The organism is Colwellia sp. MB02u-9, assembly GCF_014077085.1.
In the GTDB taxonomy this organism is placed as follows: Bacteria; Pseudomonadota; Gammaproteobacteria; order Enterobacterales; family Alteromonadaceae; genus Cognaticolwellia.
Window position 1 is genome coordinate 17,026 of the sequence record NZ_JACGVF010000095.1, and the last position, 24,488, is coordinate 41,513.

22 protein-coding genes are annotated in these 24,488 nt (G+C 38.6%); 6 read left to right on the forward strand and 16 right to left on the reverse strand.

Annotated features, from left to right (window positions below; all coding sequences use genetic code 11):
• Nucleotides 1-74: 74 nt before the first annotated feature.
• Nucleotides 75-1,007, forward strand: a complete 933-nt coding sequence (gene uspE, locus H4J65_RS11265; protein ID WP_182198236.1) for a universal stress protein UspE — start codon at nt 75-77, stop codon at nt 1,005-1,007.
• Between the two features lie 348 nt (nt 1,008-1,355).
• Here uspE and H4J65_RS11270 read toward each other — a convergent pair whose 3' ends face one another.
• The 4 genes from H4J65_RS11270 to H4J65_RS11285 all read right to left on the reverse strand — a co-directional run bounded on the left by H4J65_RS11270 (nt 1,356) and on the right by H4J65_RS11285 (nt 5,725).
• Nucleotides 1,356-2,207: a glucosaminidase domain-containing protein gene (locus tag H4J65_RS11270; RefSeq protein ID WP_259363281.1), complete on the reverse strand. Its 852-nt coding sequence runs from the start codon at nt 2,205-2,207 to the stop codon at nt 1,356-1,358.
• A 57-nt stretch (nt 2,208-2,264) separates the two neighbouring features.
• Entirely contained in the window at nt 2,265-3,053 is a 789-nt protein-coding gene (locus H4J65_RS11275; protein WP_182136320.1) for a hypothetical protein, read from the reverse strand.
• 235 nt (nt 3,054-3,288) lie between these two features.
• Nucleotides 3,289-3,837 (reverse strand): DUF1415 domain-containing protein, encoded by a 549-nt coding sequence (locus H4J65_RS11280; protein WP_182198237.1) that lies wholly within the window; start codon nt 3,835-3,837, stop codon nt 3,289-3,291.
• A 100-nt stretch (nt 3,838-3,937) separates the two neighbouring features.
• Nucleotides 3,938-5,725, reverse strand: coding sequence for an ABC transporter ATP-binding protein/permease (locus tag H4J65_RS11285; RefSeq protein WP_182198238.1), 1,788 nt, complete (start codon nt 5,723-5,725; stop codon nt 3,938-3,940).
• Between the two features lie 184 nt (nt 5,726-5,909).
• Between H4J65_RS11285 and H4J65_RS11290 the strand changes: the two genes are divergently transcribed.
• Complete coding sequence (locus H4J65_RS11290) at nt 5,910-6,428, forward strand: DUF2937 family protein (RefSeq protein ID WP_182136317.1); 519 nt, start codon at nt 5,910-5,912, stop codon at nt 6,426-6,428.
• Nucleotides 6,429-6,536: 108 nt separating this feature from the next.
• Here H4J65_RS11290 and H4J65_RS11295 read toward each other — a convergent pair whose 3' ends face one another.
• From H4J65_RS11295 to thrS, 10 genes are all read right to left on the reverse strand, one after another.
• Entirely contained in the window at nt 6,537-6,830 is a 294-nt protein-coding gene (locus H4J65_RS11295) for an integration host factor subunit alpha (RefSeq protein WP_182136316.1), read from the reverse strand.
• Between the two features lie 3 nt (nt 6,831-6,833).
• Nucleotides 6,834-9,245 (reverse strand): phenylalanine--tRNA ligase subunit beta, encoded by a 2,412-nt coding sequence (gene pheT / locus H4J65_RS11300; protein WP_182198239.1) that lies wholly within the window; start codon nt 9,243-9,245, stop codon nt 6,834-6,836.
• Between the two features lie 12 nt (nt 9,246-9,257).
• Entirely contained in the window at nt 9,258-10,238 is a 981-nt protein-coding gene (pheS, locus tag H4J65_RS11305; protein ID WP_182198240.1) for a phenylalanine--tRNA ligase subunit alpha, read from the reverse strand.
• Between the two features lie 313 nt (nt 10,239-10,551).
• The gene (locus tag H4J65_RS11310; RefSeq protein ID WP_182198241.1) at nt 10,552-11,844 is read right to left on the reverse strand and encodes an ammonium transporter; all 1,293 of its coding nucleotides are present in this window, start codon (nt 11,842-11,844) and stop codon (nt 10,552-10,554) included.
• Nucleotides 11,845-11,922: 78 nt separating this feature from the next.
• Nucleotides 11,923-12,261, reverse strand: coding sequence for a P-II family nitrogen regulator (glnK, locus tag H4J65_RS11315; protein WP_182136312.1), 339 nt, complete (start codon nt 12,259-12,261; stop codon nt 11,923-11,925).
• A 597-nt stretch (nt 12,262-12,858) separates the two neighbouring features.
• Nucleotides 12,859-13,962: a phosphoribosylaminoimidazolesuccinocarboxamide synthase gene (locus tag H4J65_RS11320; protein WP_182198242.1), complete on the reverse strand. Its 1,104-nt coding sequence runs from the start codon at nt 13,960-13,962 to the stop codon at nt 12,859-12,861.
• 378 nt (nt 13,963-14,340) lie between these two features.
• Nucleotides 14,341-14,697: a 50S ribosomal protein L20 gene (rplT, locus tag H4J65_RS11325; RefSeq protein ID WP_146878581.1), complete on the reverse strand. Its 357-nt coding sequence runs from the start codon at nt 14,695-14,697 to the stop codon at nt 14,341-14,343.
• Nucleotides 14,698-14,712: 15 nt separating this feature from the next.
• Nucleotides 14,713-14,907 carry a 50S ribosomal protein L35 gene (gene rpmI, locus H4J65_RS11330; protein ID WP_146878580.1) on the reverse strand — a complete coding sequence of 65 codons (195 nt, stop codon included), beginning with the start codon at nt 14,905-14,907 and terminating at the stop codon, nt 14,713-14,715.
• Between the two features lie 179 nt (nt 14,908-15,086).
• Nucleotides 15,087-15,641, reverse strand: coding sequence for a translation initiation factor IF-3 (gene infC, locus H4J65_RS11335; RefSeq protein WP_182185186.1), 555 nt, complete (start codon nt 15,639-15,641; stop codon nt 15,087-15,089).
• Between the two features lie 89 nt (nt 15,642-15,730).
• A complete protein-coding gene (gene thrS, locus H4J65_RS11340; RefSeq protein ID WP_182198243.1) occupies nt 15,731-17,641 on the reverse strand; it encodes a threonine--tRNA ligase in 1,911 nt (636 codons plus the stop codon).
• A gap of 529 nt (nt 17,642-18,170) precedes the next feature.
• Here thrS and H4J65_RS11345 point away from each other — a divergent pair.
• Together H4J65_RS11345 and H4J65_RS11350 are read left to right on the forward strand one after the other, a co-directional pair.
• Nucleotides 18,171-20,102, forward strand: a complete 1,932-nt coding sequence (locus H4J65_RS11345; RefSeq protein WP_182198244.1) for a bifunctional diguanylate cyclase/phosphodiesterase — start codon at nt 18,171-18,173, stop codon at nt 20,100-20,102.
• A 70-nt stretch (nt 20,103-20,172) separates the two neighbouring features.
• Nucleotides 20,173-20,877: an START domain-containing protein gene (locus H4J65_RS11350; RefSeq protein ID WP_182198245.1), complete on the forward strand. Its 705-nt coding sequence runs from the start codon at nt 20,173-20,175 to the stop codon at nt 20,875-20,877.
• A gap of 152 nt (nt 20,878-21,029) precedes the next feature.
• On the opposite strand, the gene H4J65_RS11355 is transcribed toward H4J65_RS11350, so the two are convergent.
• Nucleotides 21,030-22,676 carry an NAD(P)/FAD-dependent oxidoreductase gene (locus H4J65_RS11355; RefSeq protein WP_182198246.1) on the reverse strand — a complete coding sequence of 549 codons (1,647 nt, stop codon included), beginning with the start codon at nt 22,674-22,676 and terminating at the stop codon, nt 21,030-21,032.
• Nucleotides 22,677-22,859: 183 nt separating this feature from the next.
• Here H4J65_RS11355 and fdxA point away from each other — a divergent pair, with 183 nt between their 5' ends.
• Both fdxA and H4J65_RS11365 read left to right on the forward strand, forming a co-directional pair.
• Nucleotides 22,860-23,192 (forward strand): ferredoxin FdxA, encoded by a 333-nt coding sequence (gene fdxA / locus H4J65_RS11360; RefSeq protein WP_182198247.1) that lies wholly within the window; start codon nt 22,860-22,862, stop codon nt 23,190-23,192.
• Between the two features lie 190 nt (nt 23,193-23,382).
• Nucleotides 23,383-23,589, forward strand: coding sequence for a CPXCG motif-containing cysteine-rich protein (locus H4J65_RS11365; RefSeq protein WP_182136304.1), 207 nt, complete (start codon nt 23,383-23,385; stop codon nt 23,587-23,589).
• A gap of 199 nt (nt 23,590-23,788) precedes the next feature.
• On the opposite strand, the gene H4J65_RS11370 is transcribed toward H4J65_RS11365, so the two are convergent.
• Nucleotides 23,789-24,421 carry a riboflavin synthase subunit alpha gene (locus H4J65_RS11370; RefSeq protein WP_182198248.1) on the reverse strand — a complete coding sequence of 211 codons (633 nt, stop codon included), beginning with the start codon at nt 24,419-24,421 and terminating at the stop codon, nt 23,789-23,791.
• Between the last annotated feature and the right edge of the window lie 67 nt (nt 24,422-24,488).

Sequence of the window (24,488 nt, forward strand, 5' to 3'; positions counted from 1 at the left end):
TTTAAGACAACTATTATTGCCTCAAAGTAGACTATTGTTATAACACTAGTAGACAATTGATAAAGGAATTAGCCATGGAAAAGTATCAAAAAATACTCGCGATTGTTGACCCAACAACAGAAGAGCAGAAAGCGGTAAATCGAGCGATAGAATTAGCACGTAAAACAGGTGCTAGCATTACCGCATTTTTGACCATCTATGATTTTTCTTATGAAATGACCACCATGCTGTCAAGTGATGAGCGTGAAGCCATGCGCCAATCAGTTATTAATGATCGCACTCAATGGCTAGAGTCTTTACTCGCTGATCTTGATTTAAGCGGAATTTCTATCGATTGTCGGGTTATATGGCATAACCGTCCCTTTGAGCAAATTATTGCTCAAGTACTCAATAATGGTTATGACATTGTCATTAAAGGGACTCATCAACACGACAAATTCAAATCTGTGATATTTACGCCTACCGATTGGCATATTCTGCGCAAATGTCCTTGCCCTGTTTTACTCGTGAAAGAGCATTTGTGGCCTGATAACGGTAATATTCTTGCGGCGTTAAACATTGGTAGTGAAGAGGAAGAACATAAAGCACTTAATAACAAAATCACTGCAGAAGCTAAACAGCTGACCCAAGTCATGAAAGCTAATTTACACCTAGTTAACTCATTCCCGGGAACGCCAGTAAATATCGCCATAGAAATCCCAGAGTTTAATGCCAGTGATTATAATCGCTCGATGTTAAAATATCATCAAAAAGCGATGTTAGCACATGCAACTGCCTTTAATATTGCGCCAGAAAACACCCATATTAAAGAGGGTTTACCGGAAGATATCATTCAAAGCATAGCGGCTGAATTAGATGCAGAATTAGTCATTCTTGGTACTATTGGCCGTACCGGTTTATCGGCAGCGCTAATTGGTAACACCGCAGAGCATGTTATTGATAGGCTTAATTGTGATGTATTAGCATTAAAACCCGATGGTTACATTTCACCACTTGATGTTGATTAATATCAGCTAACATCACTAGCATAAAGTTGAATTGGGTCATTAAACGCCTAGTTCAACTTTTCTTGTTTAATAACTTAAACTAGATTATGCGCTGAAGTTTTAACAGCCTTTAGCCAAAAGTATATGACGATAATGTCCTTAAGGTAAATAATGTAAAACGGTTACCTGTGATAGCATAATAATAAGGCTATTATTAAGTTAGAGGTATTACTTTTGCTGATAAAAAACTGAGGAAGTACTACTTTTTCAAAGCAATTCAAGCGAAATTTTTTTAACCGACATGATATTTGAATTTATTTATAAATCTATTTTTATACCTAAATTAGGAATAGCACATTTACATAGCGCTTATTTATTATATAGCGCGAAGTAATGTCGATTATGGCGGATCATATCAGTTAATTCCAACACATAATCTATGCCACGTTCAGAATAACGCATTAATCCTGTTGCAAGAATTTCTGGCGCTAGCGGTTGGTTTTGATCACGTAATTGGCCTCTAATCGATCTAAATACCGTATAGGCACCGTTAGTATTAATATTGTGCAAATAACGTGCGACACCTAAACTAATAGAGCTATAAGCGGCGACTTCATGCTTAGCGCCGGTATTACGGCTACCTGGCACCATGCCGCAACCTTCCCTATAACACCACACACCAAAAAAGTTTAAGCCTATTCGAGCAAAACGAGAGGTTCCCCAAGCAGATTCATTGGCCGCTTGCACTAAAACAAGGGCTAATGGAATAATGTCAATTTTAAGCTGTAATTCATATAATTGTCTTAACAGAGAAAATTTTTCACTGACTTTATATTTTTTGCTCAAACTGCTTACTAAAGTGTGTTCTTCCGCACTAAAGGGCTGTTCTAAGCTTAATTGCGCAATTAAGCGCGCCACTTCAGCACGCAAGATCAGTATTTTTTTATTTTCAGCCTGTACTGCGGGTTTAATAAAAGCAAAAAAACGACGTTTCTTCTCTTTTACATCACGAATTTTAGCAAAGTCGGGTAAAGTGACCGTGTGTAACGGTTGCTCAACTATTTTAATGACCTTCTTAACCGCTTTCGGTGCTACCGGCACTGGCTCTTCAGTCGGCGTACTTTCAGGCAAAGGTAAGAAGGTAAAGGGTGCGATTAAACCCACACTCAGCAAAACTAAAAAAATAAAACCTAAAAGGTTTTGCTTATTAAATATCGTCAAGCTAATAGCTCCTTATAGCATTATTTTTAGTCTCATTTACTGAAAACATACGGTAAATCAGGCCGAAAAGGTGTCATTTATGGTCTTGGTTTGATCAGCGGCTATTTCCATCTGTAAACCAAATATTTCTCGGTATAAAATTCCCTTTACGTTATAAAACAACGGCACTATGTAAGCTAAACAAAATAAGAAAAATGCGATAGCGATAAAGCTAAATTCAGATTCACCGGACATTACAACAGGTAAAGCGGATATCAGTACAGCCAAAGCCAGTATCAGATAAATAGCGAAAATTTTGAACCATTGAAAACGCGTAGCTTGAATGCTTATTGAAATGGCTTTTATAGGTGACATTTTTTTTTCTACCACCAAAGGCAATGCGAGTGACAAGGCTACTGCCAAAAATATGCCAGGCAAGTAAAATAATGTTAAACCTATGGTAACCAAAGTTGAGGTTAATAAGGCACTAACAGCAACCCAGCTGCCTCGCTTTAAAAAGCCAAAAACCAATTTTGGTCTGGTTTTTAAGCCAACTGAATGGAAAATACCCATCATTTCAACACCAACGATAAAAGGATAAACCACTAAAGTAACGATAATATTAAGTAAAGTCGCTGATCTTTGATCTTGAATAGCCACTTCAATGCCACCCAACTGGCTGCTCACTAACAATGAAACCAACATGCCAATCATCAAACAGGTAAACAGTCCCAAATTAATCGCCATGCGCGATTTTAAGGTTATTTGCCAGCCTTCTTTCAATATAGTCGCTACATCAAGGCTATATTCACCTTTTACAGCTTCTTCGACACTACCACCAACGTTTTCAACCGGAAGTTTTTCCACAAAAATATTACCTAATGAGTAAGCGTATCAGTGACGCTTGTCTTAATTGCTACCAGTATATCGTAATTCACCACTGCCTGTGAATAAGCAGAGAAAAGTTATTAACATTCAGCCTATCCAGTTTACCAAGGTTATAGGGTAAACCCGTTAACTTGACGGCATAAATACCAACTTACCGGCGATATTGATGCCTTGAAACTGACTTGCTGATAACAGTGTTTAACCTTATAAAAGGCTAAGAAATGTTTTTGATATTCATCAACAAGGTTTTAAAATAGTGAGCGCCTTTCTTCTTGGCTAAAGCGATATTATTATCTGGAATGCTCTCAGGGTTTTTATAGACACTAAGCACTTTTTCCATGCTGTGTTCACGAATTAAATGTAAGGTGGGATAGGGAGAACGATTGGTGAAATTGCCCGCATCGTCATAATCAGCGTCAGCAAAGCAATATTCAGGGTGAAAGGTAGCCACTTGGAATATGCCTTCAAAACTATGATCAACAATAATGTCATTGGCATAATCAACCAAGTCTAAAAAGCGATTAAAGTCTCTAAAACCTTGATTATAGATTAATAAACTCGTTTCTATTTCAGGATTGTCATGTAAGTAGTGACATTGCGATAAAAATTCAACTAGCGCTGACTTTAGCTGTTCTTTATCGCTAGTAAAATAATGAATAGTTTGATTAACAAACTCTTTTTTTGCGAATGGACAAAAATTTAGCCCAATAATTACTTGCTCTAGCCATTGTTTGGTTTGGTCAACTTCATCTCTTGTGCTCATAACAACTTACTCAATATTCTACTTATTTACGTATGGGTAATGGCTTACTGGTATTGGCTTACTAACCTGCAATTACTGGTGCTCAGCAACCGCTAGGTTATTAGCTGTTATCACTTTGTTGCAGTTGCCACATTTTGTGGTAATGGCCTTTTTTAACCAATAAACCTTGATGTGTACCCTGCTCAACAATCTCACCTTGTTGCATAACAATAATATTATCCGCGTCCACTATCGTGGATAGTCGATGGGCGATCACCAAACTAGTTCTATGTTCGGCAACTTCTTTAATGGCGCTGAGTATTGCTTGTTCTGATTGACTATCAAGTGAGGAAGTTGCTTCGTCAAACACCAAAATACGAGGGTTTTTCAAGATAGTACGGGCAATAGCAACACGTTGTTTTTCACCGCCTGAGAGTTTTAAGCCGCGCTCTCCTACCATAGATTTTGCGCCATCAGGTAATCTGCTAACAAAGTCAGATAAATGTGCTAGCTTAAAAGCCTTATTAACCATTTCTTCATTGGCTTCAGGTGCACCATAATTAACATTGGCAAAAAGTGTATCGTTAAATAACACGGTATCTTGCGGCACAATACCAATATTTTTTCTCAGCGAGTGCTGAGTTACTTGACGTATATTTTGCCCATCAATGGTTATTTTGCCACTGTCACAATCGTAAAACCTAAACAGTAACTTAACTAAGGTAGATTTGCCTGATCCACTTTCACCAACGACCGCCACTTTTTGTCCTGACTTGATAGTAAATGATATATTTTTGATGATGGGTCTTTTTATATCATAGGCAAACGATACATCTGTAAATTTAATTTCTGCATCAGATAGGGCCAAAGTGTCCGCATCGTCATTGTCTTCTACTTTCGGTTTCTTTAGCATCAGGTCAAACATATGCTCAATGTTGGCCAATGAGCCTCTAATTTCACGATAAACAAAGCCTAAAAAGTTCAACGGAATAAATAGTTGCATCATGAAAGCGTTGATCAGCACAAAATCACCTAAAGTCATTTTTCCATAAGTAACTTCGTATGCTGCTAATGCCAACATAGCGGTCATCGAAAAAGAGATAATGAGGGCTTGGCCACCGTTTAAGGCAAATAAAGATAAGCGATTCTTCATTTTCGCCTGTTCCCAAGTCGCTAATTGGCTGTCGTATGCTTTTGCTTCAAAATCTTCATTGGTAAAGTATTTTACCGTTTCATAATTAAGTAAACTGTCGATAGCTCGGGTGTTACTTGATGAGTCTGCCTTGTTGGCTTCGCGTATAAAACGTGTGCGCCAATCTGTCGCATAAACAGAATACACCACATAGAACACAATAGAAGATAGGGTAATTAGCGCAAACCAAATGCCATAATTGAAGAACAAAATACCCACCACCATGATAATTTCAATTAAGGTGGGGATAATATTAAAAACCATAAAGCGCATTAAAAAATTAATACCTGAGGTACCACGGTCAATATCACGCGATAATCCACCGGTTTGGCGATTTAAATGAAAGTCTAAATCTAACTTATGTAGGTGCTGAAAAACTTTTAAGCCAATTCTGCGGATCGCCCGCTCAGTAACTCGGCCGAATAAAGTATCGCGAATTTCTGCAAATATAACCGTAGTTAGTCTGACCAATCCATAAGCACCCACTAGCGCAAAGGGGACTAAATAAACCCGATTTTCTTCTTGGTTATCTAAAATATCAACAATATCTTTAAGAATAAAAGGCAAATAAACACTGGCAACTTTTGTTAGCACTAAGCAGGCTAAGGCTAAAAATATACGTGCTTTAAATTCAAATAAATAAGGTAGTAAAAGTTTAACAACACGCCAATTAAAGGTGGTGACTTCATGATCGGGTTGATGAGAGGATCTGCGCATAATCGCTAGTAATTTCCAATTGAATTTCAGTCAAAAGCAACTGTTTTGATGGTCAGTATATTAACATCGATTCTGTACGAATATCTGAAAAACCTGACGTTTGAATTAACATTTTATTGCCGATGAACTTTGTCAGTAGTTGTGCTAACGTGAGGCTATTCTACTAACAGGGTAACTAGCCATTATGTTTGCCTTAATTAACAATGTTATTGATCGTTGTTTTTTCACGCTTACTTTTATATTAGGCGTGCAACTGCCTGAGTTTATGCAGCAATATCAACAGCGACTCGCTGGCCAATTAGCTGAAGCTAGCGCGCAATTAAACCAATTTGAAAACATCGCTCAGCAACACTTTGATGGCAGTTTAATCACCATGATCACACGTTACAAAGACAATACTGAAGCGTCTATTATCAGCACAGGTGAGCTCATTGAGCGGTTGTCAGTTCGTGTTGAATATCTAGCAAGTCATTTAACGCAAATTACCCAAGCAGATTATCTCCAGAGCGTTTATCAGTTCATCTGGCATTTAGATCAAGAAATTGCTCGTGGTACTGCTGAGCATTTTTCCATGGCTATTCCACTTGAGTTAAATGCTATTGCTACCGGTGCAACGCTGGCGATTGGTGCATTATTATTGAAAGAGTTAATGCTACTCACTATTAAACGTACTTTTAAAACCAAGAAAAATACGCTTATTTAAAGCCCTATTTAAAAGAATTGCTATTTTTTTCACAATAAAAAAGGCTGCCAAAGCAACCTTTTTTATACAACATTTTATACGATACTAATGCAAAGCTGACTTGCTAACTTATTCGCCGTTACCGTTTTCAACACGACTTTTAAGTTTTTGACCTGGGCGGAACGTCACCACTTTACGTGCTAAAATTGGAATATCTTCACCCGTTTTAGGGTTACGTCCAGGACGTTCACTTTTCACTCTAAGGTCAAAGTTCCCAAAACCAGACAATTTCACTTGTTCGCCTGCTTCGAGTGTTTCACGAACTTCTTCGAAAAACACTTCAACCATATCTTTTGCGTCGCGCTTACTCAGCCCAACTTTTTCAAATAAATGTTCTGCTACTTCTGCTTTTGTTAGCGCCATTATTCAATCCCTCAGAGATGCATTTAGTTCAATTTTCAAGGTGTCAACCACACGGTTAACCACGTCAGTGATATCCTTTTCTTCTAAGGTTTTATTATTGTCTTGCAATATCATTGCTATTGCTAAGCTCTTAAAACCAGAGTCAATACCATTACCTCGGTATACATCGAACAAGTTTAGATCAACTAAATAATTTCCGCCAACCTTTTCAATAAGTTGTAGTACTTTATTTGCACTAACTTGCTCTTCAATCACTACAGAAATATCGCGCCTATTGGCCGGAAAGCGAGATATGTCGCGCGATTGCGGTATATTCTGTGTACAAATTTCAGACAATAAAAGTTCAAAAACTAATGTCCGACCGTTAAGGCCTAATTTCCTTTCTAATTCAGGATGTAAGGCTCCAACATGTCCAACCAGCACACCATCTTTGTGAATAGCGGCAGTTTGTCCTGGGTGTAAAGCGTCTACTTCAGCCTTTGAAAACACAAATGCACTTTCGTTGCTTGTTAAGCCAAGTAACGCTTCAACGTCAGATTTAATATCGTAAAAATCTGTTGCTGCTTTTTCAATATCCCAATGTTCTTCGCTGCGTTGACCGCTCAGCACACCGGCAATCATATTCTCTTGGCGCACACCATTTTCAACACTTTCATCAGGAATAAAACGTAAACCTGTTTCAAATAAACGCACACGGTGTTGTTGACGATTTTGATTATAGACAACTGATTGCAATAATCCTGTCCATAAACTCACCCGCATTTCTGACATTTCAGATGAAATAGGATGTGGTAAGGTCATGGTGGCCTGACTAGGATGAAGCTGCGCTTGTACCTTTGGATCAACAAAACTATAAGTAATCGCTTCTTGGTAACCACGGTTAACTAAAACATGACGTAATTTGCTTAAAGGTAACTTAGCTTCTTTTTGCTCGCGCATTGCTAAGGTGGCTTTTGGCGAAACATTAGGAATATTGTTGTAACCAAAAATGCGGGCTACTTCTTCAATTAGGTCAACTTCAATGCTGATATCAAAACGATATGCCGGTACAACAACCGTCCAAACTTTATCTTGCTCTGTACCCTTTTCTGCGACAGTAAAGCCTAGGCGCGTTAATATTTCGCTAACCTTGGTATCATCAATGTGATGACCAATACGACTATCAAGTTTTGTCCGACGAAGTATTACTGTTCGCTCGGCAGGAATATGTTCTTGTGATGCCGCTTCAACGATTGGACCTGCTTCACCACCAACAATATCAAGTAAAAGCTTGGTCGCACGTTCCATAGCATCGCGTTGTAGTTCAGGGTCAATACCACGTTCATAACGATGTGACGCGTCAGTATGTAAACCATATTGACGGGCTTTACCTAAAATAGCTAAAGGGGCAAAGAAGGCACTTTCTAGAAAAATGTCTGTTGATTCACTCGTAACACCTGAAGCTAAACCACCAAAAATACCCGCCATAGCGAGTGCTTTTTCTTGATCTGCAATGACGAGTGTTTGTGGTGATAGGCTAACTTCATTACCATCTAACAGGGTTAACTTCTCGCCGTCATTGGCGTAGCGTACATTTATACCACCCTCAATTGCTGATAAGTCAAAAGCATGCATCGGATGGCCTTGCTCTAGTAAGACGTAGTTAGTTACATCAACCACAGGGTCAATTGCACGTGTGCCACAACGACGAAGTTTTTCCACCATCCATAAAGGCGTTTGGGCCTGAATGTTAATATTTTTAATGACTCGCCCTAAATAGCGCGGACAAGCTTTTTCAGCTGATAAAGTAATTGCAACGGTATCGTCAATGGTTGACTTAACGGCTGTAATGTTTGGCTCAGTAACGCTTAAGCTATTTAATACGCCTACTTCGCGTGCAAGACCTTTTAAGCCAAGACAATCACCACGGTTCGCGGTTAAGTCAACATCTATGGTTACATCGTTAAGATCAAGGTATTCGCGCACGCACATACCGATCGGTGCATCACTTGCTAGCTCCATGATGCCGTCAGCACTTTCAGATAAACCTATTTCTGACTCACTACACAGCATACCGTTTGATGCTACGCCACGCAGTTTGGCTTTTTTAATTTTAAAGTTACCCGGTAAAACAGCGCCAACGGTGGCAACGGCAACTTTTAAGCCTAAACGACAGTTTTTAGCACCACAAACAATATCAGCGAGCTCGCCATCATTGTAATCAGGTCCCAAATTAATTTTTGTTACTTGCAGTTTATCAGCATCAGGATGCGGGCCACATTCAACCACTTCACCAATCAACACACCACTAAACTCACCGGCAACAGGCTCGACGGCGTCAACTTCAAGGCCAGCCATGGTAATTTGATGTGCTAATTCATCTGAAGATATAGCAGGATTTACCCACTCACGTAACCAAGATTCACTAAATTTCATTATATGGCTTTCCTACTTGAACTGTTTTAAGAAGCGAAGATCATTTTCAAAGAATGAACGTAAGTCATTTACGCCGTAACGTAACATGGTTAAACGTTCAACCCCCATACCAAAGGCAAAACCGGTATAAACTTCAGGATCAATGCCAACACTGCGCAGTACATTGGGATGCACCATGCCACAGCCTAATACTTCTAGCCATTTGCCATTTTTACCCATGATATCGACTTCTGCAGAAGGCTCAGTAAAGGGGAAATATGACGGGCGGAAGCGAATTTCTACTTCTTCTTCAAAAAAGTGATGTAAAAAGTCATGTAAAACACCTTTTAAATGCGTAAAACTAACATCTTTATCAACCATTAACCCTTCTACTTGATGAAACATAGGTGTATGGGTTTGGTCATAATCATTACGATAAACTTTACCGGGTGAGATAATTCGCAATGGCGGTTGTTCTTTTTCCATGGTGCGAATTTGCACGCCAGAGGTCTGAGTACGCAGCACTAACTTAGGATTAAAGTAGAAAGTATCGTGGTCTTGGCGAGCAGGATGATGCTCAGGGATATTTAAGGCATCGAAGTTATGAAAGTCGTCTTCAACCTCAGGTCCTTGCTTTACTGAAAAGCCTAAATCACCAAAAAAACTCTCAATACGTTCGATTGTGCGAGTAACTGGGTGTAAGCCGCCTAACTCATCACCACGACCTGGCAAGGTTACGTCAATAGATTCCGCAGCAAGTTGTTGCTTAATAACTTGTGCACGTAGTAATTCACCACGTTCAGTTAACAACTTTTGGACTTGCTGTTTAGCGATGTTAATCACTTGACCCGCTTTGGGCTTCTCTTCTTTTGACAACTTACTTAGGCCTTTCATTTGTTCAGTGAACAAACCTTTCTTTCCTAAGAAGTTAACGCGAACTTGGTCAAGTTCTACAGGATCAGTCGCCGCAGCAATGGCTTGTTCTGCCTGCAATATAATATCGTCTAAATTCATGAGTTCCTCTAAAGCGTGTTTAAAGCGCCGATAGTTTTTTAGTATAAAAATATAGGGCATTAACATCGGCCTAATATTGGCCTTTAGCTAGACTTTTTGGATTAATAAAATGATAGATAATTTTACACAATAAATCGTCGATAAAGTAGGGTAAATCTACGTTTTTCAAGAAAAAAGTGCTATTTAACTTTTACTTTTATAAAAGTTACTGATTTTAACCATAATGGCGTTTGGAATTAAAGATAAACTCGGTGGGGATATTAGGAAAAGGCTTGTTACAGCCTTTTCCTATGAGAGATTAAATAATGAGTGCTTAAAGATTATAACCCACTTCGTCATGTTCAGTTATATCTAACCCGGTGATTTCTTGCTCTTTCGACACACGTAATCCCTTGGTCATTAACGCCACTAGTTTAAATAATAGGTAAGAGACAATCGCAGTATAAATAATAGTCGCACCAATACCAATCAACTGCACGGTTACCTGTCCTATCATGGTACTAATACCTTCAGCGTAACCAAAGCCACTAAAGGCTCCTAGCTCAGTTGAGGCAAAGATACCTGCAAGTAACGTACCTAAAATACCGCCAATACCATGCACAGGAAATACATCTAAAGAGTCATCAATTTTCAGTTTATGTTTAATGTAAACCGTAGAATAAAAGCAAACAATACCCGCTGAAACACCAATAATTAATGCACCGCCTGGTCCAACAAAACCTGATGCGGGTGTAATCGTACCTAAGCCTGCAACCATACCGGTTACGGCGCCAAGTACACTGGCTTTACCAAACTTTTTCCACTCGATAGCCGCCCAAGTAAGCGCCCCAGCTGAAGCAGATAAATGCGTGACTAACATGGCCATTGATGCATCACCATTGGCAGCTAGCGCACTACCACCATTAAAACCAAACCAACCAACCCACAACATACCGGCGCCTGTCACTGTCATTGTTAGGTTATGCGGCAACATCGGCGTTTTTGGAAAACCGTGACGAGGCCCTAACACTAACGCGGCCACAAGTGCGGCAACACCAGCAGTAATATGAACAACAATACCACCGGCAAAATCGTAAACGCCCATTTGTGCAAGCCAGCCACCACCCCAAACCCAATGAGTAACCGGTGCATAAACCACTAACAACCATAACCCTGAAAACAGCAATACCGCAGAAAACTTCATTCTTTCTGCGTAAGCACCAATAATTAGCGCTGGTGTGATCACTGCAAAGGTCATTTGAAACAGCATAAATAGGCTTTCAGGAATATCCCCGGCAAGGGTTTCTTTGGTCATGCCAACCATCAGCACTTTACTAAAGTCGCCAATCCATGCATTACCTTCGCCAAAGGCTAAACTGTAACCGACAATAAACCATAAAATGGATGAAACGCCAGCAATGGCAAAACATTGCATCAAAATTGACAGAATATTTTTTCGACGCACTAGGCCGCCATAAAACAAAGCTAGGCCCGGTAAGGTCATCAATAATACCAGTGCTGTGGCTGTTAATATCCACGCGGTATTGGCACCATTAAGGCTTGCTTCTTGAGCAAAACTTGGTAGAGAAAAAGTTAAAGCGAAAAGTGTGATAATTATTTTATTCATTTTTACATCCACTATTTAAATCTTTTTAGGCTTTATACTGAACAGCCAATTTTATTTTTATTGCTCGATAAAGCTTGATTAAATAGCGTCATCATCTACTTCACCGGTACGAATACGGGTGATGTTCTCAATGTTGGTGACAAATATTTTGCCGTCTCCTATTTTTCCCGTTTGAGCAGAGCTAACAATAGTGTCAACAACCCGTTCAACAAAGTCATCCTTAACCGCAATTTCAAATTTTATTTTAGGGAGGAAATCGACTGAATATTCTGCGCCACGATAAAGTTCGGTATGGCCTTTTTGACGGCCAAAACCCTTCACTTCTGTAACGGTCATGCCGTCGATACCAATTTCACTTAACGCTTCACGGACATCATCCATTTTGAAGGGTTTAATAATTGCTGTTACTAATTTCATTCGCTCACCTTTAGTGCATTCACGGTCAATTTGAGTTTGAATCTTATTATTTCAACAATACTAAGCACCATTTGTACCCAAAATAAAAAACACTTTAAATACATAAGATTAGACTATATAAGCAAGGTAATGAAAATTAAAGCGCACCAGAACAGTGCAATAAAGAAAGGTAAAGGAGCAATTTTGGTGCAAGCACTTATCTTTGCATCAAAAACGAACAATTAAATATATGTGGCGGATTAAATGTAATTTAAAGACGAACGGTTTCACCTTGACATTGGCAAAGGCGAAAAATATAACTACTAACCATCGCTATTTTGCACATCAATGTGCTGATGCTATGAAGCTATGCTTTTAAAAGAAGTTAAGTGATTAGCCTAATACCTGAGCCCTTGCCAAGATGGCTAGGAACACTAATGTGATCGCAGCATATCGTTCGTCCTGAGCATCGCTGCTCTTTCACATCCATGTGATCGCAGCATACCGCTCGTCCTGAGCATCGCTGCTTTTTCACATCCATGTGATCGCAGCATACCGCTCGTCCTGAGCATAAAAAAGCCCCGCTATTGCGAGGCTATGTAAAGCTAAAGCTAAACGTTAATCAATTAGTTGATATTCATTACGTAAAATATCGATAATTTCTTGTTTAGGATTGGTCGATAACACTATTTTTTTATTGGTTATTTTTTCAGCAATCGCGATATAGGTTGCTGAAACTGCCATTAATACCTCTGCGGGTAACTCATTGTCACGGGCAAGTGCTTCACGTTCAGTCATGCGGTCTTTGTTTAGAAGAATATCAGGGTCTGGGAAGTGCTTAAGTAATAATTGACGAAAGCCCTCTTTAGAGTTTTCCACAATTTTACCAGCGCGATACTGCTCACCGTCCCAAATACGTGATGAATCAGGTGTGCCTACTTCATCCATATAAATAAGCTTGTCATGGCCGTTACGGTCTTTAACATAGCCAAACTCAAATTTGGTATCGACAAATATTTGATCAAGTTTTGCTAACGCGGCTGAAATAACATCAAAACCTTCGGTTAATAACTTTTCATACAGAGCGATATCACCTACTGACTTAAAGTTAAAGTCGGCGAAATTATCTTCAATATTTTGTCGAGTTACATTGACATCATCTACTGCAGGCACACCAGGTATGCCTTGTAAAACACCTTTAGTTGATGGTGTTTGTAGCAATTGCGGCAACTTACTGTCTTTTTCAAGGCCGTCGGTTAGTTCTATACCACAGAATTCACGCTCGCCTTTAGCATACGATCGCCACATTGAACCGGTAATATATTGTCGACATATAGCTTCAATCATTACAGGTTTAGCTTTTTGCACAATCCAAACAAACGGGTGCGGTATGTCAAGAATGTGGCTATCAGCTAAGCCTTGTTCTTTAAATAACTTAAACCAATGATTAGAAATGGCATTTAATGCTGCGCCTTTACCAGGAACACCTTTCATACCACCTTCGCCGCGCCAAATACAATCAAAGGCTGAGATACGATCACTGATCACCATAATCGCTAATGGGGTATCTTGTGCCACATCATAATTTTTTTCTTGAATTAAGCGACGACTATCTATTTCAGTTAACCAATAAACAGAACGAACTTTACCGCTATGAACGGCCACATCAGTGCGAATAGGTAAATCATTATTTACCGCTAAAATTTGATCAGCAAGACTCATAATAAGACCTTTACTTCCTATAATTGAACATGAACTTTTAATTAAACAAACTTATACCCATTTCATTAATTAGGTGGTCTACTTTATACGCAGGGAAAATGACCAAATATAAGGCATTTATTTTAATAACTAGTTGTTCTAATTATTAAATAAATAACACAGTAGTTGGTTGTTTTAACCAGTAAAAATGATCAGATAATTAGTGAGATTGATATTATACCCATTAGGCTAGTTTATTGCTCAGTTTGATATTGTAATCAACTTGCTTAATTAACGATTCAACTTTCTTAACTTTCTTGACTTTTTAGTCAATTTTTTAAGGATTGAAAAAAGAAAAGGACGCCTAGGGCGTCCTTTTCTCAAAGCTAATATCTCAAACTATACTAAAGAAGCTTGCGCTTTTTCAACTAAGAATGTGAAAGCTGCTTTGTCGTATACTGCAATGTCAGCTAGGATCTTACGATCGATTTCAATAGAAGCCTTTTTAAGACCATTAATGAAACGGCTGTAAGATAAACCATTTTGACGAGCTGCTGCGTTAATACGAGCAATCCAAAGTTGACGGAATTGACGCTTACGTTGACGACGGTCACGGTATGCGTATTGGCCAGCTTTAGTTACAGCTTGGTAAGCAACACGATAAACGCGACTACGAGCACCGTAGTAACCTTTAGCTTGCTTTAGAACCTTCTTGTGACGTGCACGCGCTTGTACACCACGTTTTACTCTTGCCATTTTCTATCTCTCCTATTAACCGTGACGTAAAAGTTTTTTAACTGACTTAATGTCAGCTGCCGAAATCATGCATTTCGCACGAAGATGACGTTTAACTTTAGTACGGCGTTTAGTCAAAATATGACGAAGACCGGCTTGTTTAAATTTATAGCCTGTGGCTGTCTGTTTAAAGCGCTTTGCAGCACCTTTATTGGTTTTCATTTTAGGCATGTTAATAACTCCGCATTGTTATGCCAAATATAAAGTAAACTAGGCGAGAACTCATCAGTGCTTAGCGGTTAAGCTAAGATGTCGAACTCTACTTGTAGGCCTTGTTTACCAGCTTAAAGATAATAGCGGTGAGCTCAATATTTCGAAAAACATTGAGCTACTTGCAAACCGGGTATTATCTATTTTTTAGGGGCTAGAACCATCACCATTTGACGCCCTTCCGCTCTACGAGGGAAAAACTCAACTACGGTCAATTCTTCTAAATCGTTTTTAACACGAGTTAAAATTTCAAGACCAAGCTCTTGGTGGGCCATTTCACGGCCACGGAAACGTAATGTTACCTTGACCTTGTCGCCGCCTTCTAAAAAGCGTTTCAGGTTGCGTAGCTTTACCTGATAATCGCCTTCATCTGTACCAGGTCGGAATTTAATTTCCTTAACCTGTATTTGTTTCTGGTTTTTACGTTGCTCTTTCTGCTCTTTAGCCTTCTCATAGATAAACTTACCGTAATCCATAACTCGACAAACAGGAGGTTTTGCTGTTGGGCTGATTTCTACAAGATCTACACCTGCGTCCTCCGCTTGGTCCATAGCTTCATCGAATGAAACTATGCCACCTGGTTCGCCGTCATATTTAATTAAACGAACTTCATTGCCTAGAATACCTGTGATTAACTCATTTAAACGATGAGCCGGCTCTTTTTGCCCGCCACGTTGTCCACCTTTAATAGCCATGTTCCTCCAAAGAACGTTGTTACCAAGTAAGCGCTAGTATTAGCTTACTTGGATAAAATAATAATATACGTGTTCATTTTACAAAGTGTTTAGCGACGAGTTTTCACTTCATCAGATAATTTAGCAATAAAGTCGTCAACCGACATTGTTCCTAAATCTTCACCACTTCGCGTTCGTACTGCAATTTCGCCAGTTTCCATTTCTTTATCACCGACGACTAACAAATACGGAACACGCTTTAAAGTATGCTCGCGGATTTTAAAGCCTATCTTCTCATTTCTCAAGTCTAGTTTTACTCTAAATCCACTTTCTTTTAGTTTTTTTACAACTTTTTCACAATATTCGTCTTGTTTGCCCGTAATATTCATCACAGTTGCATGAATTGGAGATAACCACGTTGGAAATTTCCCCGTGAACTCTTCAATTAAAATTCCGATAAAACGTTCAAGTGAACCTAAAATAGCTCGGTGAATCATGACAGGAATATATCTTTCGTTGTCTTCACCAACATAAGTTGCGCCTAAACGCTCTGGTAAAGCAAAATCGAGTTGCACTGTACCACATTGCCAAGCACGACCTAAACAGTCCATTAAAGTAAATTCAATCTTAGGACCATAAAATGCTCCTTCACCCGGTAAATACTCAAATTTGATGTTGCTGTCGGTTAATGCTTGCGCAAGACCGGCTTCAGCTTTATCCCAAATTTCATCACTACCGATACGATTTTCTGGACGAGTGGATAATTTAACCACGACATCTTCAAAACCAAATGAACCATATACGTCGTAAACCATTTCAATACATTTTTTCACTTCAGCTTGAACTTGCGATTCCATACAAAAAATATGGGCGTCATCTTGCGTAAAGCCACGAACACGCATTAAGCCATGTAAAGAACCTGATGGCTCATTACGATGACAACAGCCAAACTCAGCAATACGTAAGGGTAAATCGCGGTAAGACTTTAAACCTTGATTGAATATCTGTACATGACCCGGACAATTCATTGGTTTTATCGCGTATTCACGCTTTTCAGATTCAGTGGTGAACATGCCATCAGCATATTTATCCCAATGACCTGATTTTTCCCAAAGACTTCGGTCCATCATCATTGGCGCTTTAACTTCGTCGTAATCATATTCATGTAATTTTTCACGAATAAATTTCTCTAACTCAGTATAAATTGTCCAACCATCGTTATGCCAGAACACCATACCTGGCGCTTCTTCTTGCCAATGGAAAAGATCTAAGGTTTTACCAATTTTACGGTGATCGCGCTTTTCAGCTTCTGCTAAACGAACGATATAGGCTTTTAATTGTTTTTTGTCCGCCCATGCTGTGCCGTAAATACGTTGCAACATTTTGTTGTCTGAATTGCCACGCCAATAAGCGCCAGCTACTTTCATCAGCTTGAACTGATGGCAATGACGCATACTAGGTACGTGAGGGCCACGACACATATCAATGTATTCTTGATGGTAATATAAAGCAGGCGTATTTGTTTTCTCGATGTTTTCATCAAGAATTTGTAATTTGTAAGTTTCACCACGTTCAGTAAACGCATCGTAAGCGTCTTGCCACGTGCCTGTTTTCTTAACAACTTCATATCCCGTACGAGCAAGTTCTGTCATACGTTTTTCAATTTTGGCTAAGTCGTCTTCACTAATTGATTCTTCAAGGTCAATATCGTAATAAAAGCCATTCTCAATCGTTGGGCCAATCGCCATTTTCACATTTGGATATAGCTGCTTAATAGCATGGCCTAATAAATGCGCACACGAGTGACGAATGATCTCAAGACCTTCCGCATCTTTACTGGTGATAAGTTGTAACGCTGCATCTTCTTTAATTAATTCACAAGCATCGACCAACTCACCATTAATGCGACCAGCGATGGTGGCTTTTGCTAAACCAGGACCGATATCTAAGGCAACAGCCATAACAGAGACAGCTTGTTCAAAAGTGCGTTGACTACCATCGGGAAGCGTAATAACAGGCATGTATTTTCCTTTGTTCAGTGGTGGCACATACGAAGTGTCACTTGAATTAAATTATTTTGGCAATTAAATTAATTGGTTAATATTGTCTTTTTAGCCATTAACGTTTGAGTATTTCGCTACTTAAGTGTTAACAACCCGCAATAAAATTTCGCCGTAGGGTAACCGAAAATAAATTTTAAGTACAGCGTTGACGCTATCATTGGGCATAAAAAGTAAATTTATGTTACTCAGTTTTATTATTAATATGTTATTTATATTGTATGCATTAGTTACACTAGTTAGTATAACGTTTCCTATTAGGCCCCACGCTACCCATCCATAATATTATAGTTGAAAGCCCGTAACGGCTTGATAAAATAAACAAGTGTGGATATGATGGCGACCCAATTAAGTTACTCGTATGTATAAACATGTTGATTACATGTAAAAAAACAAAAGTAAAATGTAACCTAATGTTAATATTAGTCAGTAGTATTGTAGAAGCAATATGACTAATTGTAGCGGCTTCCTGATGACGGAATATTAAAGTATGAATAAATCTACCGCTAAATATTGGCAAACAACCACGCTTTTGACTATATTATTTTTCACTATTGTTTATATATTTTTTGTTTCAATTTTATCTCAAAAAGTAGCGTCTTTTCATCACAGCCAACCTGATATTGCTTATGAATTACCTCAACAACAATTAACTGATGTTGATGGCTATTTAAGTCATATTTTACTGATTGATAACTTAGCTAGAGATAATGAGCAGAAGCTGGTTATTAAAGTAGTAAAAAAGAATGATAACTGGTTAGTAACACCATTAAATTTCATTTTATTTAACATTGCATTAGCCGTGTTTTATCCTTCCCTAGCGCTACTTGTGATTGGTTTTATCGCTGGCTTTTTAATTTTGAATTATCAAAAAAGTAAATTAAAAGATATTTGTGCTATTACTGATGGCATAGCACATACCTTTGGTGAAAAGCATTCATACAAACCAGAATATTCTGTATTAGCTAATCTAAACTATGCGTTAAAAGATATAGCACGATATGCAAAGCAATATAAAACAGATACTGAGCAAGGTGCCTTTTGTGACGCATTAACAAAGTTAACTAATCGCCACACTTTCCTGCAACATATTGAAGAGCAGTTAACACAGAGTAAAGAAATAAAAAGTGGGCTATTATTTATTGACCTTGATGGCTTCAAACAAGTTAATGACTCGTTTGGCCATTCATTCGGTGATGAAGTACTGATCCAAGTTGCTGAGCGACTAAACTCACTTGTTCGCAGTAATAAACTAAATTTCAGCCAATCAAGTAACTGTATCGAAAAAAACTTAGCTAGACTTGGTGGTGATGAGTTTACTATTTTTCTTTTTGATATAGAAAATTCAGAGTGTGCTATTAATATTGCAAAATTTGTCTTATCAGAACTAGAACGTGAATTCACTTTAGGTAATAAAACGATTAAAATTAGTGCTAGCATAGGTATTGCTATGTACCCTGAAAGTGCCAGCAAACCTAATACATTAGTACAATTAGCTGATGTGGCAATGTATCGTGCTAAAAAAGATGGACGTGGCGTTTATAGAATTTACTCTCCTGAAATGGGTAGCCAATTAAGGCGCTATCATTATTTATTGGAAGAGATGAGACAAGCCTTATCTAACCACAGCTTCTTTTTAACCTTCCAACCTATTATTCATGTTGAAGGTTGTGTCATCAGTTATTTTGAAGCACTTGTTCGATGGCAGCACCCAGTGGAAGGTGTTATTTCACCGACAGAGTTTATACCGATCGCAGAAGAGTCTAATCAAATATTGCCACTAGGTGATTGGATATTAAATGAAGCCTGTCGTCAGATGTTTGCTTGGTATAACGCCGGCATGAAAAAAACCAAAATTTCTGTTAATGTTTCTGTTATTCAACTTAAGCATCGTCCAATTTATCAGTGGGTTATGGATACACTGGTAAAAACCGGACTACCACCTTCGTCATTAATGCTTGAAATTACCGAGTCTTGCTTCCTTGATATATCAGATGAAATTATCACAGAATTAGAGCAACTTCGCCAAGAAGGTGTTTTTATTGCTATTGATGATTTTGGTACAGGTTTTAGCTCATTAGCAATATTGGCAACATTACCTGTCGATATTTTAAAAATTGATAAAATGTTTATTAATGAAGCCACTAGTAGTATTAAGTATAAGAAAATACTAAAATCAATCATCGACATGGCCTATCAACTTGATTTAAAAGTAGTCGCTGAAGGGATAGAGAATAGTATACAGCTAGAATTATTAAAGTCTTTAGGGGTTAAATATATCCAAGGATTTTTAATTAGTCATCCTGAAAATTCAACTATTGTTGGCAATAAAGTATTAAATCAAGGCATGAATCATCTTGCGCACAACGGTGCCGGTGTATGGCAACCCAATCAATCAAAAATAATTAAACCGATGAACTAGTGTTTTCTTAATTACGTTATTGCACAAACACAGTTTATACCAGCAATACGTTATGATAGGGAATAGTTAGTTGCCTCAAGCTTTTAATCTCAGCGTTATATTTTTCTCAGTTACTTATTTAAGGCGCTTAAGTGACTGTCTACTAATTTCCCTGCTGCTGTTAAGCAATAATGTTCAAGCAAATGATTTATCGTCATGGAACATTTGGAAGCAAAATAGTGAATTAAGTGTTTTTTATCGTGCTAGTCAATATGACGATGTCATTGAAATTAAGGCACAGGCTAAGGTTAATTCAACTTTAACGGGCTTTATCTATTTTATTGAAGATTTTAAGCAGGTTCCACATTGGCTAGACAATGTAGAGTCCGCTAAATGCATTAGCCAAAGTTCAAAAAACGAAAGTGTATTTATTACTCGATTTAAAGGCTTATGGCCAATTTCAGCACGTGAAATAGTGGCCCACTCTCGTTATTGGCAAAACGAGGATTTATCGATTGAGATTGCGGTTAAAGACGCTAGTAATGCCATAGAAAAAAACCAAGATGTGATACGTATGCACGTACTTAGCGCCCATTGGACAATAGTGCCAATGTCCGCTGACCGCATAGCAATAACTTACCAGTTTATGGTTGACCCTAAAGGTAATATTCCACTCTGGCTAACCAAACCCATGACACTGAATGGCATTTGGACCACACTACACAATATTCAAAGCCAATTACCTCAAAGTAAGTGGCAACAACAAGTTAACGATGATATTAAAGAAATGCAGTAATCGTAAAGCGCTTGTGAACTCTGTACAACTCAAACGCTAGCATGAAATATAAGCCGAGGCTTTAGCTTTAACTTAATGCCTAACTAAAGGCTTAACTAACTCATCAAGCTAGGTTATTCACTTTGATGAGTTAAGCAATCGCAGTTAACATTTTATTGATAATGCTTCAGCATCGAAAGCGCCATGGCTTCAGCGACTTTAATACCATCGATACCCGCAGACAAAATACCACCCGCATAACCGGCACCTTCACCCGCCGGATATAGCCCTTTGGTATTTAAACTCTCATAGCTGTCTTTATCACGGGTTATACTAATCGGCGACGAAGTCCGTGTTTCAACAGCGGTTAATGTTGCATCAGCCATCGAGAAACCTTTAATTTTTCGTTCAAATGCCGGTAATGCTTCACGAATAGCCTCGATAGCGTAGTCAGGTAAAATTTCACTTAAATCGCAGAATTTAACACCAGGCTTATAAGATGGCGCTACCACACCATGCTCGCCACTTTTTCGTCCAGCAAGAAAATCACCCACTAGCTGTACAGGGGCATCATAGTTTTCGCCACCCAGTTTAAAGGCCGCTTCTTCTAAGCGACGCTGAAACTCAATGCCCGCAAGTACGTTGTCCTTGCTACCATTTTCGTCATAATCTTCTGGTGTAATACCGACGACAATAGCACTATTAGCATTACGTTCATGGCGTGAATATTGGCTCATGCCATTGGTAACTAAACGCCCTGGTTCTGACGCAGCGGCAACTACTGTGCCACCAGGGCACATACAAAAACTATAAACTGAACGGCCATTCTTACAATGATGAACAAGTTTGTAATCAGCCGCACCTAAAATAGGGTTGCCGGCATTTTCGCCAAAACGAGCATCGTCAATAACTGATTGTTCATGCTCAATTCTAAAGCCAACAGAAAAGGGTTTAGCTTTTATAAAGACACCTTTTTCATGCAACATAGTAAAAGTATCACGTGCGCTATGGCCAATAGCCAAAGCAATGTGTTTAGTGTTTATTACCTCGCCTGTCGATAAAGTTAAACCGGTCACTTGCCTATTGTCGTTGTCATCTTGCGTTTCGGCAAAATGAATATCGTCTACACGTTGTTCAAAACGTACTTCGCCGCCAAGACGGTGAATTTCTGCCCGCATTTGTTCTACCATGGTGACCAATTTAAAGGTACCTATATGTGGCTTACTAACGTATAGAATTTCACTTGGCGCGCCGGCATCAACAAACTCATGTAATACTTTGCGACTATAATGCTTTGGGTCTTTAACTTGGCTCCAGAGTTTGCCGTCAGAAAATGTACCCGCACCACCTTCACCAAATTGCACATTGGACTCAGTATTAAGAATTTTTTTCCGCCAAAAGCCAAAAGTGTCTTTAGTACGCTGGCGTACTTCTTTACCGCGCTCTAAAATAATGGGTTTAAAGCCCATCTGTGCTAAGAGTAAGCCCGCGAATAAACCACAAGGCCCCATACCAATAACCACTGGCCGCTCGGTTAAATGTTCGGGTGCTTGACCAACAAACTTATAACTTGTATCAGGGCTAACTTTAATGTTTTGATCATTGATATTCTCAGCGATAAGCTGTTCATTTTTTGTTGTTTCTACATCTAAGGTATACATCAAAATGATCTTACTCTTTTTACGTGCATCGTAACCACGTTTAAAGATTGAAAAACTGGTAAGCTGCTCAGCGGTGATTTTTAATGTTGCAAGAATAACTTGCTCTAATTCTTCCGGTTGATGATTTAGTGGTAATTTGACGTTAGTTAAACGCAACATATCGTGTATCCAAAGCGAGACTAGGGTAAAAATTGGCGCTATTTTACCTGATAGTACTAGCGATACCAAATACAAAGCTAAAACAATAATTGAATTTGTTTATAAGCTAGGTATGATCTGGCCTTTCATAGTAGTAATGCTAGTCGATTTGATAGCTCAATAAGATAAAATAAGCGGAATAAAATGGCGTTTGTAGTTACTGATAATTGTATTCAATGTAAATACACTGATTGTGTTGCAGTTTGTCCTGTTGATGCCTTTCATCAAGGACCCAATTTTTTAGTTATTAATCCTGACTCATGTATTGATTGCGACTTGTGCCCTGTTGAATGTCCTGTTGGCGCGATTTATCAAGAAAATGATGTGCCAGAAGATCAAAAAGACTTTATTGAGCTCAACGCTGAACTGGCAAAAATATGGCCAGTGATCACCGAAATTATTCCTGCACCTGTTGATGCAGAGCAATGGGATGGTGTACCCAATAAAATTAATCATCTAATCACTGAAGTTGATTAATTTCGCGCATAACATTGCCAACAGTTTACCACGCGCTTTACCTTCACTAACTAAGGGCTTTACCCAAACAGTGTTTCGCCCTGCGGTGGCAAGTATGTTGGGCGATATTTAGCCTGAATAACTCGCGCTTTAGCTAAAAATGTTCATACTAAAACGTACAATCCTTCAAGCTTCAAATCTAGGAGCCGTCATGCCCCATAAGATTAAAGAACAACGTATTGAATGCCCACATTGCGGCCACCCTATACATTTGGCCTTAGACACTAGTGCAGGTGATCAAGATTATTATGATGAATGCCCCGCTTGTTGCATGGAAATGCACTTGAATTTACATATTGACGAGTATCATCAAAAAATTCTATTAGGAGTGGGTAGTGATAATGAACAGTTTTTTTAAACCTTAGTTTTGTTAAACCTTAGTTTTGTTAGGATAATAGTGAGTTAAACTCACTATTATCCTGTTAAATAAATACCTAACAAGCAAGTGACATTACTAGGTACTGACCCGCCAACCGTTAACTGCACTTTAGGTGCGTACTAGCCAGAGGTGAGTACTAGCAAGTCACATGCGCGTATAACAAATGCTTGCGTTAAAACTAATTCCTACTTAGTTTCATACGTTCAATTGTTTCAACAATCGTCATAGTTTGTTGATCAAGTTCAATATTCACTTTATCGCCAATCACCGCATTCTGTAAATTGGTACGCGCTAAAGTTTCGGGTATCAGATAGACTGAAAATAACTCTCCTACTTCAGCGCCTAGCGTTAAACTAATACCATTAATACTGATAAAACCTTTGGAAAATATATACTTTTGATATTCAGGCGCTATGGTAAAACTTAACGTGCAGTTGTCCTGACTATCGATACGATTAGCTAAAACAGCTTGCGTATGAACATGGCCACTGAGCATATGACCACCGATTTCATCGCCAATTTTTAACGAACGCTCAACATTAACTTGTGTACCCAGTTTAATATCAGCAAGGTTAGACACTCGTAACGTTTCATCAATAACATCAAAACTTATAAAGCTACTAAAGCTACTATCATCACTTAAATGGCCAAACTCAACAGCGGTCAAACAAACACCATTTATCGCCACACTCGCACCAATTTCAAGATTAGCTATCAGCGGGGTCTCTAACGCAACTTTTAATCTTATCGCATTATTTTTACGCATTATCGCAATTACTTCAGCTTGTGATTGCACTATACCGGTAAACATATATCATCCAACAAATATTCTACTTTTTGCTATCTTAGCAAGAATAACCTAATGATATAATCGCTTT

Excerpts from the sequence above, each read along its gene's own strand:
- H4J65_RS11285 (WP_182198238.1), bottom strand. The coding sequence starts at position 5,725 with ATGCGCAGATCCTCTCATCAACCCGATCATGAAGTCACCACCTTTAAT.
- rplT (WP_146878581.1), bottom strand. The coding sequence starts at position 14,697 with ATGGCAAGAGTAAAACGTGGTGTACAAGCGCGTGCACGTCACAAGAAG.
- H4J65_RS11355 (WP_182198246.1), bottom strand. The coding sequence starts at position 22,676 with ATGTTGCGTTTAACTAACGTCAAATTACCACTAAATCATCAACCGGAA.
- uspE (WP_182198236.1), top strand. The coding sequence starts at position 75 with ATGGAAAAGTATCAAAAAATACTCGCGATTGTTGACCCAACAACAGAA.
- pheS (WP_182198240.1), bottom strand. The coding sequence starts at position 10,238 with ATGAATTTAGACGATATTATATTGCAGGCAGAACAAGCCATTGCTGCG.
- H4J65_RS11365 (WP_182136304.1), top strand. The coding sequence starts at position 23,383 with ATGCCCCATAAGATTAAAGAACAACGTATTGAATGCCCACATTGCGGC.
- H4J65_RS11320 (WP_182198242.1), bottom strand. The coding sequence starts at position 13,962 with ATGAGTCTTGCTGATCAAATTTTAGCGGTAAATAATGATTTACCTATT.
- H4J65_RS11370 (WP_182198248.1), bottom strand. The coding sequence starts at position 24,421 with ATGTTTACCGGTATAGTGCAATCACAAGCTGAAGTAATTGCGATAATG.
- fdxA (WP_182198247.1), top strand. The coding sequence starts at position 22,860 with ATGGCGTTTGTAGTTACTGATAATTGTATTCAATGTAAATACACTGAT.
- H4J65_RS11290 (WP_182136317.1), top strand. The coding sequence starts at position 5,910 with ATGTTTGCCTTAATTAACAATGTTATTGATCGTTGTTTTTTCACGCTT.
- H4J65_RS11280 (WP_182198237.1), bottom strand. The coding sequence starts at position 3,837 with ATGAGCACAAGAGATGAAGTTGACCAAACCAAACAATGGCTAGAGCAA.
- H4J65_RS11295 (WP_182136316.1), bottom strand. The coding sequence starts at position 6,830 with ATGGCGCTAACAAAAGCAGAAGTAGCAGAACATTTATTTGAAAAAGTT.
- infC (WP_182185186.1), bottom strand. The coding sequence starts at position 15,641 with ATGGCTATTAAAGGTGGACAACGTGGCGGGCAAAAAGAGCCGGCTCAT.
- H4J65_RS11310 (WP_182198241.1), bottom strand. The coding sequence starts at position 11,844 with ATGAATAAAATAATTATCACACTTTTCGCTTTAACTTTTTCTCTACCA.
- rpmI (WP_146878580.1), bottom strand. The coding sequence starts at position 14,907 with ATGCCTAAAATGAAAACCAATAAAGGTGCTGCAAAGCGCTTTAAACAG.
- glnK (WP_182136312.1), bottom strand. The coding sequence starts at position 12,261 with ATGAAATTAGTAACAGCAATTATTAAACCCTTCAAAATGGATGATGTC.
- thrS (WP_182198243.1), bottom strand. The coding sequence starts at position 17,641 with ATGCCTGTTATTACGCTTCCCGATGGTAGTCAACGCACTTTTGAACAA.
- H4J65_RS11345 (WP_182198244.1), top strand. The coding sequence starts at position 18,171 with ATGAATAAATCTACCGCTAAATATTGGCAAACAACCACGCTTTTGACT.
- pheT (WP_182198239.1), bottom strand. The coding sequence starts at position 9,245 with ATGAAATTTAGTGAATCTTGGTTACGTGAGTGGGTAAATCCTGCTATA.